The 15,559-nt window shown below is 54.7% G+C and carries 12 protein-coding genes; 10 read left to right on the forward strand and 2 right to left on the reverse strand.

The window, feature by feature from the left end:
* The first annotated feature begins 30 nt into the window (after window positions 1-30).
* The 8 genes from ACFIOZ_RS07915 to ACFIOZ_RS07950 all read left to right on the forward strand — a co-directional run bounded on the left by ACFIOZ_RS07915 (window position 31) and on the right by ACFIOZ_RS07950 (window position 9,886).
* Entirely contained in the window at window positions 31-2,136 is a 2,106-nt protein-coding gene (locus ACFIOZ_RS07915) for a type VI secretion system Vgr family protein (protein ID WP_386083136.1), read from the forward strand.
* Window positions 2,127-2,930, forward strand: coding sequence for a DUF4123 domain-containing protein (locus tag ACFIOZ_RS07920; protein ID WP_386083137.1), 804 nt, complete (start codon window positions 2,127-2,129; stop codon window positions 2,928-2,930). The genes ACFIOZ_RS07915 and ACFIOZ_RS07920 overlap by 10 nt, the downstream gene beginning before the upstream one ends.
* The gene (locus ACFIOZ_RS07925) at window positions 2,923-4,833 is read left to right on the forward strand and encodes a hypothetical protein (protein ID WP_386083138.1); all 1,911 of its coding nucleotides are present in this window, start codon (window positions 2,923-2,925) and stop codon (window positions 4,831-4,833) included. Before ACFIOZ_RS07920 ends, ACFIOZ_RS07925 begins: the two co-directional genes overlap by 8 nt.
* Window positions 4,834-4,855: 22 nt before the next feature.
* Window positions 4,856-6,052 carry a WD40 repeat domain-containing protein gene (locus tag ACFIOZ_RS07930; RefSeq protein WP_386084021.1) on the forward strand — a complete coding sequence of 399 codons (1,197 nt, stop codon included), beginning with the start codon at window positions 4,856-4,858 and terminating at the stop codon, window positions 6,050-6,052.
* Complete coding sequence (locus ACFIOZ_RS07935; RefSeq protein WP_386083139.1) at window positions 6,049-6,762, forward strand: hypothetical protein; 714 nt, start codon at window positions 6,049-6,051, stop codon at window positions 6,760-6,762. Before ACFIOZ_RS07930 ends, ACFIOZ_RS07935 begins: the two co-directional genes overlap by 4 nt.
* A 72-nt stretch (window positions 6,763-6,834) precedes the next feature.
* Window positions 6,835-7,293: a hypothetical protein gene (locus ACFIOZ_RS07940; protein ID WP_386083140.1), complete on the forward strand. Its 459-nt coding sequence runs from the start codon at window positions 6,835-6,837 to the stop codon at window positions 7,291-7,293.
* A 94-nt stretch (window positions 7,294-7,387) separates the two neighbouring features.
* Window positions 7,388-8,464 carry a WD40/YVTN/BNR-like repeat-containing protein gene (locus ACFIOZ_RS07945; RefSeq protein ID WP_386083141.1) on the forward strand — a complete coding sequence of 359 codons (1,077 nt, stop codon included), beginning with the start codon at window positions 7,388-7,390 and terminating at the stop codon, window positions 8,462-8,464.
* A gap of 297 nt (window positions 8,465-8,761) precedes the next feature.
* Window positions 8,762-9,886 (forward strand): hypothetical protein, encoded by a 1,125-nt coding sequence (locus tag ACFIOZ_RS07950; protein ID WP_386083143.1) that lies wholly within the window; start codon window positions 8,762-8,764, stop codon window positions 9,884-9,886.
* A gap of 79 nt (window positions 9,887-9,965) precedes the next feature.
* On the opposite strand, the gene cmoB is transcribed toward ACFIOZ_RS07950, so the two are convergent.
* On the reverse strand, window positions 9,966-10,976 hold the full coding sequence (gene cmoB, locus ACFIOZ_RS07955; RefSeq protein WP_386083144.1) for a tRNA 5-methoxyuridine(34)/uridine 5-oxyacetic acid(34) synthase CmoB: 1,011 nt from the start codon (window positions 10,974-10,976) through the stop codon (window positions 9,966-9,968).
* 2 nt (window positions 10,977-10,978) lie between these two features.
* Window positions 10,979-11,722: a carboxy-S-adenosyl-L-methionine synthase CmoA gene (gene cmoA / locus ACFIOZ_RS07960; protein ID WP_386083145.1), complete on the reverse strand. Its 744-nt coding sequence runs from the start codon at window positions 11,720-11,722 to the stop codon at window positions 10,979-10,981.
* 111 nt (window positions 11,723-11,833) lie between these two features.
* Between cmoA and pgi the strand changes: the two genes are divergently transcribed.
* Complete coding sequence (gene pgi / locus ACFIOZ_RS07965) at window positions 11,834-13,516, forward strand: glucose-6-phosphate isomerase (RefSeq protein ID WP_386083146.1); 1,683 nt, start codon at window positions 11,834-11,836, stop codon at window positions 13,514-13,516.
* A 147-nt stretch (window positions 13,517-13,663) separates the two neighbouring features.
* Window positions 13,664-15,559, forward strand: coding sequence for a DNA topoisomerase IV subunit B (parE, locus tag ACFIOZ_RS07970; RefSeq protein WP_386083148.1), 1,896 nt, complete (start codon window positions 13,664-13,666; stop codon window positions 15,557-15,559).

Consider the following 15,559-nt stretch of genomic DNA (forward strand, 5'->3'; position numbering starts at 1 on the left):
TTAGCGAATGATGGTTCATGGAGCGGCATTATGCCTGACAGGATGGGGGCGGATAAGACAGGCCTTCAATTCACCCTAACGTTACCGGGGGTGGATGATGTGGCGGTGATCGACTTCAATCATCGCGAAGTGCTCTCCCAACCCTTTGAGCTGGTGCTCAATCTAGCCAGCCGTGATGGCAGCCTGGACGCCGCGGAGCTGCTGGATCGTGAGGCGGAACTGACTATCTGGCAGGATGGCGAACCGCTGCGCCGAGTGCACGGTATCGTCAGCGAGTTTGGCCAGGGTGACCGCGGCCATCGCCGTACCTTCTACTCGCTGGTGCTGCGCCCAGCGCTCTGGCGGCTTTCACTGCGTCAGAACTCGCGTATTTTCCAAAAGGTCGATCCGCTCACCATCATTAATACCCTGTGCGATGAGCGGGGGATTACCGATGTGGGATTTTCGGTAAACCGCGACCTAGCCGAGCGTGAGTACTGCGTCCAGTACCGTGAAACCGACCTCACCTTTATCGAGCGCCTGGCCGCCGAAGAGGGCCTGTTTTACTTCCATGAATTTGCAGAGGGTAGCCATCGGCTGATCTTCGCCGACGACCCGCAGGTACTGACCAACCTCGGCGAACGCACTTACCACAGCCGTGCAGGCGGCACCGCCCCCAGCCGCCATGTGCGCAAACTCAGCCATACCGCCCGTGTGGCGACCGCGTCCGCCACGCTGAAAGAGTACAGCTTTAAAAACCCCGCTTATGCGCAGTTGCATGACCACCTGGGGCGCGACGTAGAAGCCCATGGTCAAAACGCGGACTACGAACACTACGACTACCCTGGCCGCTATAAGCAGGACGCCTCCGGCCAACCGTTTACCCGTATTCGCCTGGAGCAGCTACGCCGCGAAGCGATGACCGCCAGCGCCGAAAGCGACCTCCCCGAACTGGCCCCCGGCCTGCGCTTTACGTTGATGGATCATGACAGCGATAGCCTGAATCGCGACTGGCAAGCCATTGAAGTGCATCACTTCGGCGAGCAACCCCAGGCGCTGGAAGAGGATGGAATGACGCACAGTGATGCGAGCGGCATGACGCGTTATTACAACCAGGTCACTCTTATCCCCGGCGATACGCCCTGGCGCGCCACCGCCAATCCCAAACCCCGGGTCGATGGTCCCCAGGTCGCTTTTGTTGTCGGCCCCGAAGGCGAAGAGATCCACTGCGACGAACACGGCCGGGTCAAGGTACAGTTCCCCTGGGATCGCTACGCAGAACCCAACGACACCGCCAGCTGCTGGGTGCGGGTTGCCCAGGGCTGGGCAGGTGGCGGCTACGGCAGTATCGCCATTCCGCGTATTGGTCATGAAGTGATTATCTCGTTTTTAGAGGGCGACCCCGATCAGCCGCTGGTCACCGGGCGCACCTACCACGCGGTGAATACGGCGCCTTACCCGCTGCCGGAACACAAAACCCGCACCGTCATCCGTACCCAAAGCCACAAGGCCGAAGGCTTTAACGAGCTGCGCTTTGAAGACGAAGCAGGCGAAGAGCAGATCTGGCTCCACGCCCAGAAAGACCTGGAGCTATTAACGCTTAACGACCGCACCGAAGAGATCCGCAACGACAGCCACCTCAAGGTGCACAACGACCGCATCAGCGAGATCGACAACGACGATCACCACACCGTACATAACAACCGCCACACCCAAGTAGATGGCGACGACCACCTGATGATCGATGGCACCCGTCATGAAAAAATCGGCCGAGCGCAACTGCTGGAAGCGGGACAGGAAGTGCATCAAAAATCAGGCGGCAAAACGGTGATTGATGCCGGAGCAGAGATCACCCTCAAGGCCGGGGGCAGCTTCGTCAAACTTGATCCCAGCGGGATTACCATCGTTGGTGCTCAGGTCAAGTTCAACTCTGGGGGTAGCCCCGGTGTGGGGAGTGGACAGGCGGTAATGGAGGCCTTGTTACCCGGGCATGTAGCAACCGAACGGCATGAACGCATTGCCCCCTTACAGCAAAACCAGCTAATGACAGCGGCCCTGCAGGGCGCTGCGGTGGTTGAGATATGCCAACGGCTGAAGGACGGCAATAACGATAATGTGCATCGCTGCGCCCTGGGAGATGAATGCCCATGCCGCTAAGCACGACTCCGTTATCGGTCTTTTACTTGGTCGACTTGGCGCTATATCCACAGCTGCTGCGGCAAATTTTCGAAATAGACGAAAGCCCCGTCTACGAGCGGCTGTATTTGCAAACGGCTTACGCCCAGCATGCGCAACAAGGGCCAATCTTGATCAGCTTTTCCAATGATCGTGCCCATGTTATCGCTGCCAACTGGGTGGCGCAGGGCGCCGCTATCGAACTGCATAGCGATGCAAGCCTGCCAGAAGCCGCCGCGCATTACCGGCAATTAACCCATGTCGACCGACAAACTGGTCCTCCTGCCCTGTTTCGTTATGCCGATTCACGACTATATGCCGGGTTGGCCAGTGTGTTGACCGAGGGCGAAACGCACGCACTGCTAGGCCCGATTACCGCTATGAAGGGCGTTGCCAACGGTAAGGCATGGCGGCTTGACTCTCCAGCACCTGATGATGAACCGCTGGGTAAGTTCAGGTTGACCGTTGATCACGAGCAGGCTCTGCAACGCGCGCGGGATCAAGCGTTCTGCCGGCAGTTGGCCAATGATTATGGCGTTGCGTATTCGCTAGCGCAGCAATGGTTGCAACAAATGAAGGCGCTATCTCTCTCGGCAGAGTATGCGTGTTGGGAAGGCTGCCAGCTACTTGCCGCATCAGACTATCTTGCGCCGCTCTCGCCAAGTCAGATAGAACAACTGAAGACACACAAGGGATCTCGGCAGGCAGTGCTGGATGAGTTACAGACGTTAGTCAGTGCGCAAGCCCCTCAACCGGATGGAGCCCCCGATGACTGAAACACTCTCGCCCCCGCGATTACAGCCCAGCCGAACAAGCCTGTTGGGCGTCACGATGCCTGCCCACTGCAGCGTGGGCGTTACCGTATTGATTGTGCATCGCGATACGTTGGGACGTTATCTACCTGAAGGCACGTTGGTCAGTTTAAAAGATTCTGCGGGCAAGACCGTCAGCGCGACCATTGATGCTGAGGGCGTTAGCCGTCATGAAGGGGCCTCGCCTAATAAGGTCGCTTGGCAACTAGTGGATGCCCATGGTCTGCATTTGGTGGCGGTCAACGATGAGCCGCTGGATCCATGCCGAGCAGCGGCGGCGCCACCTGCAGTCGATATTGCCATGGATGAAACGACAATCCAGGCCACCTATCTGCCCCCGCCTATTAGTCTCAATCTGCGCGATGAAATGACATCGCCCGAGGCCGATTTATTAACTGAAGAGCAACTGGAACAACTGCGTTTGGCGGGCAATAACGCCACGCTGTTCTTGCACGGCTACAACGTGCCGCTAGGTCAGTATGGTACTTTTGCCTCCTGGGAGAAGCGCAGCGATATCAATGCTGAACCGCTATTAACCACTGCTCATCGGGCAAGTAGCGCCACGATTCTTCAAGATATAGACAAGGTAAATATCCAAGTACCTGTCGCGAGAGGCAAGATAGCGAACAACCTATATCATACGCCGACCGAAAATGGATCGGATGAATATCGTGAGGCGTATTGTAACGGCAGTGGTGCCTACAACTGGTTCGTTCACATGGAACATCAGCTCAACCGTGCTGCCGGAATGACCGAAGAAGACTGGCGCCCCTATACGCGCATGGTGGGAATCGCGTGGTTTGGCGATACGGGCAGTGTCGATTTCTTCCAGGCTGAACTCAATGCGATGGCTGCCGGGCGGCGGTTGGTCGCCTTGCTTGAACAGCTTGATGACGCAGGCATTGCCATCAATATCATTAGCCACTCGCTGGGTGCGCGCGTGGTACTCACGGCCCTCAATCTGCTCGGTGAACAGGCGCGCCATCAATGGGTCGACAACGTTTATTTATGGGAACCGGCGGTGGCCGATAACGCCTTGGTCAACGATGCCTCCCAGGATAGCCACCCGTTGGGTATGGGCGTATTCCCCGACGCCCACAAGGCGGTGCGCAAGGTGGTGGTGTTGCACTCTGAAGAGGATGGCATTCTCGGGCCGCCGCCTGAGGACGCACGTTCCTTCTGGCAGCAGGTAGCGGAAGTCACCAGCCCCGCTTTGCGGGGCGCACGTTGGTTGCAAGATATCTTCAGCGCCGATGATATGCTGGATGAACTCATCGGTTCGGCGGGAGGCGCCTACGGCAAAAAGTGGTGGATATTTCCCGCTGGCCTATCGACACCCTTCATCCGTTACTACAGCGATAAAGCCCCGGCCGATACGGTGAGTCCGCCCGTGCCTCAGCCCATGCCGGTCGGCCCTGACCCATATGGCGAGGATCGCGCGGCACGGGCTTGGCAGGCATTCAGAGAGATGGCGATTGAGGAAGCGCGCGCCGCAATCGCCAGCGCCGACCCCTTACCTACCTATGACCTGCTGGCACCCCTCGCCCACCATGCCGTGGTGAGCGAAGAGCAGGCCGCCGCCTATATCGATACCCTGCAGTGGCTGGTGGGCAGGAATTGGCGAGCAGGGAAAGCCCCACGTGCAGCGTTGGGGAGTATTGGGTTTGATGCAGTGAGTGCTGAAAGTGAGTTTATAAGACTAAGGTTGGCTAATGAGGCTTATGATTTCGTTGATCAAACCCGCTGGTTATTCAACCATTCGGGAATGAAAATTCCTAGCGCTGAAGTGTTTGAGAAGAGCTATCAAGAAGGAATTGTAAGGCCATTAATAAGGGATAGCGGGTTTGGTGACTATGAACCAATCTAGGAAAAAAATTATCGGTTTAGGGGTGATCTTGTTCATTCTTCTGGCTTCAGGGGTAGTGGCCTGGCGGTTAATGAACAGTCTTGAACCGGTTACCGCGCTCGGGGTATCTAGCGACGGGAGGTATGTAGTCACTACGCACGAAGATGGCGCGTTAGTGCTTTGGAATGTCGAGGAAGAAAAACGAGAAGTGTTGTCCAATGAAGCCAATATCTACAGCGCTTACTTTATTGAAGGGGGCGATGTATTCCTATGGCAGGATCAGGATGATGTTGTGTATGTACAGCGTGTCGATGGGGAAATAGTCGAAAAATTCGAGCACTTTTCCACCTATGGGCATGTGATGGACTCAACCTTTTCCGATTATCTGGCATCTGATATCGACTGGAATATCTTCCATGGGAATGGAGACGACATGCGGCCTGTCATGCAAGATGGCGTCTCACCCAGTTTTAAAGGGTCGGGAAAGATACTAGAGCTAACTCTTTCGGAGCAAGGAGGTAAATTCGTATCGGCAGGGTTGGGAGACCGTGAGAGCCCAAGCGTCGACGAGGTGCCTGCAGTGGCACCTGAGCGTAGATTCAGCAACTATACGGGCGTAACTCTATGGGATCTCGACACCTTTCAGCCTATTGCCATGCTGCCTGGGAACTCGTTTAAGGTAGATGCCACGATCAGTCCGAATGGGGAGTGGGTGGTCAGTGGTGATGAGAATACTTTGGGTTTTTTCTGGGATACAAATGCACCACAAAAGCGCCGCCGTATGGCTGACTACCTCAGTGGTGTTTTCCTAGAAGACCTTCCAGAAGGTTTGGCAACAGATGAGTACTGGGATAAAAGTAAACTTATTGATGTTCCAAGAAAAAATAAGCCTGATGAGCACGGCGTTTATCGTCCGCTAGCTACGCCAACTACCATTGGCATTGCCTTTATCAATGGCAGCGAGGAGTTCCTGCGTATTGGATACAGCCAGTATCGCAGCGATGGCTCCAGCCAAACCTATGCCGCTCTGTTCGAAGCAGGCAACCCCTGGCCCCAGGCGTATCTTGATTTGGGTACGGATCCTTTTCCCTCAGTGAATGATTACTCCCGCAACCTGAGCATCGATTCTGCGCCTGACGCCAACCTGTTGGTCACCGGCCATGCTTTTGATGGCGGTATCACCGTGTACCGTTATGATCCTGAAGAGCGAACGCTAACCAAGGAGTGGGTGGGGAGGTGATGCTGGAAGGGGGCTTAGCGAGAGCCAAACACCGCCGCCGTGAGTTGGCCGTTATCATCCTGGTGGTTATAGCCGCTGGTGCTTGGCTCACGCTTAGCCGCCTGGAGCCGATCACCTCGCTAAGCGTCTCGAGCGATGGCCGCTATGTGATCTCTGCCCACGAAGACGGGGCTTTGGTGTTATGGGATATCGATTCCCAGCAACGAGCGAAACTGGCGGATAACGCCAATCTTTATAGTGCTTATTTTATCCCCGAAGGTGACGTTTTTCTGTGGCAGGATCAGGACGAAGTGGTACATGTGCAGCGCGTTGATGGGGAAGTGGTTGAGGAGTTTAAGCACTTCCCGACCTATGGGCATGTGATGTCCGCCGATAGACAGCACTACCTTTCCAGTAACCAAACCTGGAACATTTACCATGGGCATGGCGATGCGTTACGTCCCGTTTTGCGCGACAGCCAAAGCCCCAGCTTTACTGGCACCGGGCAGGTCTTGAACCTCTCAATGGGCGGCGATTTTTTTGTCTCTGGAGGCTCGGGAAGCCCAGGGGGAGAGCTTCACGACTCCCCGCCGGTACGGGAAGAGGACGATTTTCGTTTTTCCTCCAGCTACGGCGGGGTGACGTTATGGGATATTGATACTTTGGAACCCGTAGCTAAATTGCCGGGCAACTCATCCAAAACCTATGCCACCGTTAGCCCGGACGGTTAGTGGGTGGTCAGCGGTGATGAGAATACCATCGGGCTTTTCTGGAATACGGATGAACCTCAAGAACGCCACCGAATGGCTGACTATGATAGCGGTGTTTTGTTAGATGATTTGCCAGATGGGCTACCAGAAGAGGATTATTGGGATGCCAGTGAATTAATTGATGTCCCAAGGAAGGAAAAACCTGATGAACATGGTATTTATCGCCCGTTAGCTACGCCAACGACTATTGCCATTGCTTTTATCAATGGCAGTGAGGAGTTCTTACGCATCGGTCATAGCCATTATCGTAGTGATGGCACTAGTCAAACCCATGCCGCCCTGTTCGAGGCAGGCAACCCCTGGCCCCAAGCGTATCTTGATTTGGGTACGGATCCTTTTCCCTCGGTCAATAACTACTCCCGCAACCTGAGTATCGACTCCGCGCCTGATGCCAACCTGCTGGTCACCGGCCATGCTTTTGACGGTGGTATCACCGTGTACCGTTATGACCCCGAAGAGCGCACGCTAGCCAAGGAGTGGGTGGGGCGTTGACATTGACAAGGGGCTCAATAAGAGCCAAACGTCGCCATCTCAAGCTAGCAACCGTAACGCTGATTTAGCTATTTTTGGGTTAGCGAGTGGTGGCATGTGGGAGCGCATTAGTAACGATTTTATGAAGGAAGACACCCCTTACGGGCCGGGGGATTTTCGGATGCGTGGTGAGCAGATTTTGTCAATGAAACTCACAAATCCTGAAATAACGCTTAAGTCACGTGATGAGTGGAGTGATCCTAATAGAGCAGAACCCACAGCGGAATGGATGGGCAAACCCGGCGAGTCCGCCAACCGCCGCACAGTACGTATTCTCGCGGGTTCGCTTGAGGAGGGCGTCGAGCGCCGATTTGAAGAGCCTGCTCAGCAGGCCGACTGGTGGCTGTCTCCGGATTGGAACACCCTCTATCTCGCGACGGCATGGATGGACTATCACATGAATCCTGCACCAGGCGAGCGCTACACGCCGCAACTCACCCAACTCTTTAAATCTACCGACCAGGGTGAGTCCTGGGAGAAGTTACGCTGGCCAGAAGATCAAAATATTTCGACATTTCGGTTTCTCGATGCCCAGCGGGGCTACCTGATTGGCTGGGGCCCCCACGTATGGCGTACCGAGGATGGCGGTGAGCACTGGAAGGAAATCCCTGTGCCATCGACAGCACGTGATCCAGAAAACGAAAGGAAGCGTTTCGATTTAGTCGCCCTCGGTCAGGATAACGTGCTACGTATGACTTTCTTCGATCAAGCGCGAGGCGAAAGCGTTATCTACGCACTGCCGTGGGGGGAAACCGAGCCACACTTTGAAGTAGCGGTAGGCGATTACGGTGTTAACGATATTGCCGCGAATGAACAAGGAGAGGTCTACATTCTCGCCCGTAAAGGAAGGCCCACCTCCTTAATGCCCAAAGAGCAGCTGGTGCATCACCCTACTTCGATCTGGCACTGGAATGATGATCGACTCACTGAGCTGCATGAGTTTGACAGTAACTTGGTGGGCTATGCCTTATACATCACACCGGAAGAAGGGTTGCTTTTTGATGGCGTGAACGAAGGCAGTCTGCTGGGCAAGGACGTGACTGCGGTTAGCTACGATGGTGGTGCTGACTGGCGAATAGAAGATGAAGGCCGTAGCGCCCAGGGAGGCTACTACGACACCCGCACGGGCTAGCGTTGGCGGGTGTCAGGCTATTCACTTTATCGGCGTGAGATTCCCTAAATTGTGCGGTGTTAAAACTATTTAAAACGCCTGATAAAGCAGGGGTAATATTGCTTTTGCTACTCAATAGTAGATGTTGTGACTATAAGCCAATATAAGCGAGAAAATGATTGGAATTTCGAGTGTTGTATTAATTTTCTTAGTTTCGGGGGGGGTAGGCATGCGATGGCCTCTATTTCTTCTGATTACCTAGCTTTCAGTGTTGGCTGGAAACCTAATGCTTTAAAATGATAGTAAAATCGAGGTGTTATGGCTGATAAAATTAAGGACGATACATTGCTCTCAGAGATAGAGTGTTCCTCTGATGGCTTTGAATCTTGTTATTCGAAAACTGCATTTAGATTAGACTCTATCCCCTCTCAGGAAAGTGTGTTTGCGGATTATAGGCTAAAGAAAAAAGTTTTTGTCAAACGCCTGGGTTGGTCTGCTTACTTAGGGGTTAATCCTACGGAATACCAGTATTCTGAAACTCCATCAGAGCTTTTTATGGATCCTCAGCGCTGGAAAGATTGTGAAGCAAACGAGTCACGTTGGATAATGAGAATAGACGAAGAGTTTAATGATTTCGTTGTAATAAAAAGTTTTTTTAAAAGCTTGGGCGGTGATTGGCTTAGGCTTTGGAGAAGTAGAGATTCGTCAGATGAAAAATTTTATTTCATGGTTGCAGTTTTCCTAATTATTGCTTATAAGATTGATCCGTATGCTCTGCTAGCCATTGTGCTAAGCCCTCTAGGGCTGATTGGTGTAATTGTAGTAGTGACATATTTAGCAATTAAATGGATGGATAATGACCACAAATACCATAGATTAGCTCTAAGTGGTTTGAACGAATTTCATTTCTCGCGTAAGACTGGGAAGGTAATCGCACCATGGGGAGAGTTCCCATTTTATGAATTTGATGCTTATATTGCCAGGAAAGTAAGTTTCTTAGGCGATCATAAGTACTCTTTGCGAATAATTCATCGTTATCCTAATAATAGCCGTTCCCCAAGTTCGAACCAGCCACTTGATTTTATAGTAGAGGTAGATGGAGGTGTCGCGGAGCATCAAGCAGCATGGGATATGTTATGTCGTTATATGGATGTGACTCAACCTCTTCCCGATATTCCTCAGTTAGAGCCATTTCGCGATTTAGATTTTACTACCAGGCTTCATGATAAAGAAGGAAAGAGAACAGTCGCAAGCGCTCATTGGCAAGATTTTTACGAGCAGGTTAGCCGGAAAGAGCTAGAGGAAGCGAGGGCTTCTCATCGATTAGCTGTCAAAAATACAAAATGGAAAGGAAGAGAAAACCTAATGATCAGTTTGGCCCCTAATTATTTAGCGATAGAAGAAGAGCTAAACCTGGAAATAAAAAGTGATGGAACTCCATGAGGGCGAGTATGATGGCTTAAAACTATGGCTTTCGGCTAAGCCCCATTTGAAGTTGCCGCTGGGGCGGGCGACATATTATCTACCCCGGCTTATTCGCCAAAATCACCGCCCTTCTGGGCGCAGGGTAGCCTTCGATTGTGCGGGTGCGGTCTTCAGGGTCAAGAAAATCCGCCAGCGACTGGTAGGTCATCCACTCCGTCGATCGCTGCTCGTCTAACGTGGTAACGGCTTCGTCCACCACGCGCACGTTGGTAAAACCACAGCGTTCCAGCCAGTGGCACAGGGCTTTGGAAGAGGGCAGGAAGTAGACGTTGGGCATGGCGGCATAACGCTCGCCGGGCACAAATACGGTCTGCTCGTCGCCTTCGACTACCAAGGTTTCCAGCACCAGCTCGCCGCCCGGAACTAACGCGGCTTTTAGCTGCTGAAGATGTTCCAACGGGGCAGGGCGATGGTAGAGCACGCCCATGGAAAATACCGTATCGAAAAAGCCCAGATTCTCGGGCACATCTTCGATGCCCACTGGCAAAAACTGTGTTCTGCCCCCGTCAGCATCGCCAACGAAATGGCGTACCGCCTGAAACTGCCAGTAGAAGCGCGGTGAAGGGTCGATCACCAACACAAAGGCCGCGCCAGCACCTGCCATCCGCCAGGCGTGGTAGCCGCTACCGCCGCCGACATCGAGCACTTTGCGATATTTTAGCGGTGCAAGGTGTGGCGCCACTCTTTGCCATTTCCAGTCCGAACGCCACTCGGTATCAATATGAATGCCACCCAGTTGAAAAGGGCCTTTACGCCACGGGGCGAGCTTTCTTAGCAGGTTAAAGCACTGGCGCTGCTGGCTATCGCTAAGATCAAGATCAACGCTGACGGTGTCGTTATTTAAATCCACGCGTCGCTCGGCGGGTAACGCTGGAAGCTTGGCCACGGCTTTCTCCCAGGCGGATAAATCGCCATGGCGGTTACGGTCAAGCCCGTGCGCTAGCTGCTCGGGAAGCTTTGCTAGCCAGGGGATCAGCGAGGCATCAAGCGTGGCTTGATCCAAAAACGCCTGATAAATCGCGCGATGATCGTCGGATAACGGCGCCACCTTTAACCCTCCTTAAACGCAATTAGCGAGGCAAAGTTGAGGTACTGAAACCAGGTCATTGAGCGCGGAAATCCGGCTTGCTTCAGGCGCCCATGCAGCGCGTCAAGCGTGTCGGGCACTAGCACATTCTCAAGGGCGGTGCGCTTCTGGCTGATCTCTAAATCGCTGTAGCCATTGGCGCGCTTAAAGTCGTGGTAGCGCTCGACCCGCCAGGCGTTGTCGCGCTCGTCGGCATCCACTGTTTTCTCCGAGAGAATCAGTACGCCGCCAGGTTCCAGTGCTGCATAAAGCCGGGTTAATAGCGCATCACGGTCTGCCGCAGGCAGAAATTGCAGGGTAAAATTGAGAATGATCATGCCCGAAGGCGCATACTCCAGGGTGCGAATGTCGGCTTCTTCTACCTGCATAGCGTACGCTGGGCACTCGTCAGCAAAGGTTTGCCGAGCCTGGGCGACCATGGCAGGGGATAGATCAACGCCCGTATAGCGAAAGGCGTCAGGCGCCAGCGCCCCTGCCAGTGCAAGGCCGGAAGCGCCCAGCGAGCAGCCCAGATCATAGACATGGGCGCCATGGCGCAGGTGGCGCTGGGCAATTAGGCTCAGCATGCCGAGAATTTGCCCATAGCCGGGTACCGATCGGCGGATCATGTCAGGAAAGCAGGCGACTACCTTTTCATCGAAAGAGAACCGCGCTACTCGGTCAAGGGGTGTCGAAAAGATAGCGTCACGGTAAGATGCATCACTCATGGGCAAGCCGGGATTATGGAAAAGGCGTGCTAGTTTACTCGCCCTGAATTGACTAGAACAGGCCTGTTTTAAGAGCCCTGCTGCAAGGATCGACGCCACTGGAGAAGCCATATGGCCTCAGCATCAAGCGCTACACCCGATACGTTGCCAGCATGGCAGACGTTAAAGCATCACGCTGAAACGCTGCAGCACGTTCACCTAAAAACGCTGTTTGGCACCGAGCCCTCGCGCTGGGAGAGCTTTACTCGCCAAGTGGCGGGCTTGACGCTGGATCTCTCTAAGCAGCGCTGGGATGACGATACGCTCGAGCATCTGTTTACGCTGGCCAGCGAAGCGGGCGTTCCCTCTGCTATTGAAGCGCTGCTGAGCGGTAAGCGAGTGAACGTCAGTGAGAATCGCCCGGCATTACACACGGCGCTGCGTTTGCCCGCCGATGCGACGCTTGAGTTGGAAGGTGAAGATATCGTCGCCGCCGTGCACGAAAGCCTTGCCCAAATGGAGCGTCTGGTGTGTCGGCTGCACGCAGGACAGTGGCGCGGTGCCACCGGCAAGCCGATTCGGCATGTGGTTAACCTGGGCGTAGGCGGTTCAGATCTGGGCCCATTAATGGTTACCCATGCCTTGTCGGATTTCCGTCCCAAAGATATTCATCCGGTGGAGGTGCATTTTGCCTCTACCATGGATGGCTCCCAGTTAGCGGATTATCTGAGCCGGTTGAATCCTGAAACCACCATCTTTGTGCTGTCGTCCAAATCGTTTACCACTATTGATACGCTCTCTAACGCCAACACTGCCCGTGAGTGGCTCTTGAGCCGCTTGACCCAGCATGGGGCGACGCCGATTAGCGCTGAGCTGGTGGTCCGTCAGCACTTTATTGGTGTATCGGCGAGCCCTGAGAAAATGACTGAATGGGGCATTGCGGAGGATCACCAGTTAACCTTCTGGGAGTGGGTAGGCGGACGCTACTCGTTATGGGGCACCATTGGGCTACCGATTGCGTTGGTGGTCGGCATGGCGAATTTCCGCGAGTTTTTAGCTGGCGCTCACACGATGGATCGCCATTTTGCTGAAGCGGAAATGTCGGAGAACCTGCCCGTGCTGTTGGCGTTAGCGGGCATCTGGAACGTCAATTTTCTGGATATTCGCGCGCACTCCATTCTGCCGTATGATGGCCGCTTGGAGTATTTCGCCGCCTACCTTGAGCAGCTTGAGATGGAGTCCAACGGTAAATCGGTCACTCGCCAAGGCCAACCGGTAAACTACTCCACCTGCCCGGTGCTCTGGGGTCAGCTTGGCCCCAATGCTCAGCACGCGTTCTACCAGTTGCTGCACCAGGGCACTCAGCCGGTAGTATGTGATTTTATCGCGCCGCTCAAGCGTTATGACGAGGTGGAAGACCCGGATACCCGCCGTCACCTTAAAACCCAGCACCGTTTGGCACTGGCCAACTGCTTTGCTCAGTCCCGTGTTCTTATGCTTGGCGATGACGCCTTGGAAGATGACGGCCCACGGCCGGAACACAAGCGCTACCGCGGAAACCAGCCCTCGACAACGGTGCTGCTTGACCAGCTCACCCCTGCGACCCTGGGATCACTTATCGCGCTTTACGAGCACAAGGTCTTTGTTCAGGCGGTGATTTGGGATATCAATCCGTTCGACCAGTGGGGCGTTGAGTTGGGTAAACAGATTGCCACCGATACCCAGAAAATCATCGACGGTGATGGCGACCTATCGCGGATGGATGCCTCAAGCCGTGGGTTGATTGAAGCATTTTGGGCGGCGGAGCAGGAGTGACCTATCCCCGGCGCCCCTATTATGAAACATGGCTAGATATACAGCTTTTTGCTTTTCCGCTATCCTGTGCGTCTTTGCAAGCCGCCAATTACTCGTTTCAGCATTCAATATGGCTGCCAGTACGATTTTTCAGGGAACCGACGTTACATGACCCAGTTTGATGCCTCCCAGTACGGCGCGAGTTCCATCGAAGTCCTGTCGGGCCTCGAGCCGGTACGTAAGCGTCCCGGTATGTATACCGACACCACTCGCCCCAACCACCTTGCCCAGGAAGTCATTGATAACAGTGTCGATGAGGCGCTAGCAGGCCATGCCACCCAAATCAGCGTTGTGCTGCATAGCGACGGCGGGATCGAAGTGCAGGACAATGGCCGGGGTATGCCGATTGACCTGCACCCTGAGCATGGCGTATCCGGCGTTGAGCTGATTTTTACCAAGCTGCACTCGGGAGGCAAATTCTCCTCCACCAGCTACCGCTTCTCCGGCGGCTTGCACGGTGTTGGGGTTTCGGTGGTGAATGCGCTATCACGCCGACTGGATGTCGAAGTCACCCGCGATGGCGCCCGCCATGCCATGGCCTTCGAGTTCGGTGAGAAAGTCGAAGAGCTGCATGAAATTGGCAAAGCGGCCAAGCGGGCGAGTGGTACGCTGGTGCGTTTCTGGCCCGATGAGAGCTACTTCGATAGTCCCAAGCTAGCGCTAACCCGACTGAAGCATTTGCTGCGCGCTAAAGCAGTGCTCTGCCCCGGCTTAAAAGTCACCTTGGTAGAGCCTGATGGCACTTCTACCGAGTGGGAGTTCGCCGATGGCCTGCGCGACTATCTCGTTGAAGCCACCGACGGCTATGAAGTGCTGCCCCGAGAGCCCTTTGTTGGCCACTTTAACGACGACGAACACGGCGTGGACTGGGCGATCCAATGGCTACCGGAAGGCGGCGAAGCGCTGCTGGAGAGCTACGTTAACCTGATTCCTACGCCCCAGGGCGGCACCCATGTAAACGGCTTCCGTTCCGGGCTATTGGACGCACTGCGCGAGTTCTGCGAATACCGCAACCTGTTACCCCGCGGCATCAAACTCACCGCCGATGATCTCTGGGAACGCACTTCCTTTGTGCTCTCGGTGAAGATGCTCGACCCCCAATTTGCCGGGCAAACCAAAGAGCGGCTCTCGTCGCGAACGATTGCCGGTTTTGTTTCCGGGGTGGTTAAAGACGCTTTCTCGCTATGGCTGAACCACCACGTGGATCAAGCCGAGGCGATTGCCGAGCTGGTGATCAGCGCGGCGCAGAATCGCCAGAAAAAAGCCAAAAAAGTCGCCCGTAAAAAGGTCACCTCCGGCCCGGCGCTACCCGGCAAACTGGCGGACTGCTCCGGCCAAGACCCCGCCCAAAGCGAGCTGTTTTTAGTCGAGGGGGACTCCGCCGGCGGCAGTGCCAAACAGGCCCGCAACCGGGAAACCCAGGCGATACTGCCGCTGCGCGGTAAAATCCTGAATACCTGGGAAGTGGAGACCCACGATATCTACGGCTCTCAGGAGGTGCACGATATCGCGGTTGCCATTGGTGCCGACCCTGGCAGCGCTGATCTGGAAAAACTGCGCTACCACAAAATCTGCATTCTCGCCGACGCCGACTCCGACGGCCTGCACATCGCCACGCTGCTGTGTGCGCTGTTTGTACGACACTTCCCGAGCTTGGTCGATGCCGGCCACGTCTATGTGGCGATGCCGCCGCTTTACCGCATCGATCTGGGGAAAGAAGTGCACTACGCCCTAGATGAGAGCGAAAAGGCCGCCATTCTCAAGCAGTTGGCCAGTAAGCGCGGCACACCCAATGTGCAGCGCTTTAAAGGCTTGGGTGAGATGAGCCCGCTGCAGCTACGTGAAACCACCATGTCGACGGAAACCCGCCGCCTGGTGCAGCTCACCTTGACCGATGGCGATGGCACCATGGAAATGATGGATATGTTGCTGGCCAAAAAACGCGCCGCTGATCGCAAAAAGTGGCTGGAAGATTATGGCAACCTCGCTGATATCGAGGTGTAG

The organism is Vreelandella sp. F11 (assembly GCF_042466685.1).
Lineage (GTDB): Bacteria > Pseudomonadota > Gammaproteobacteria > Pseudomonadales > Halomonadaceae > Vreelandella.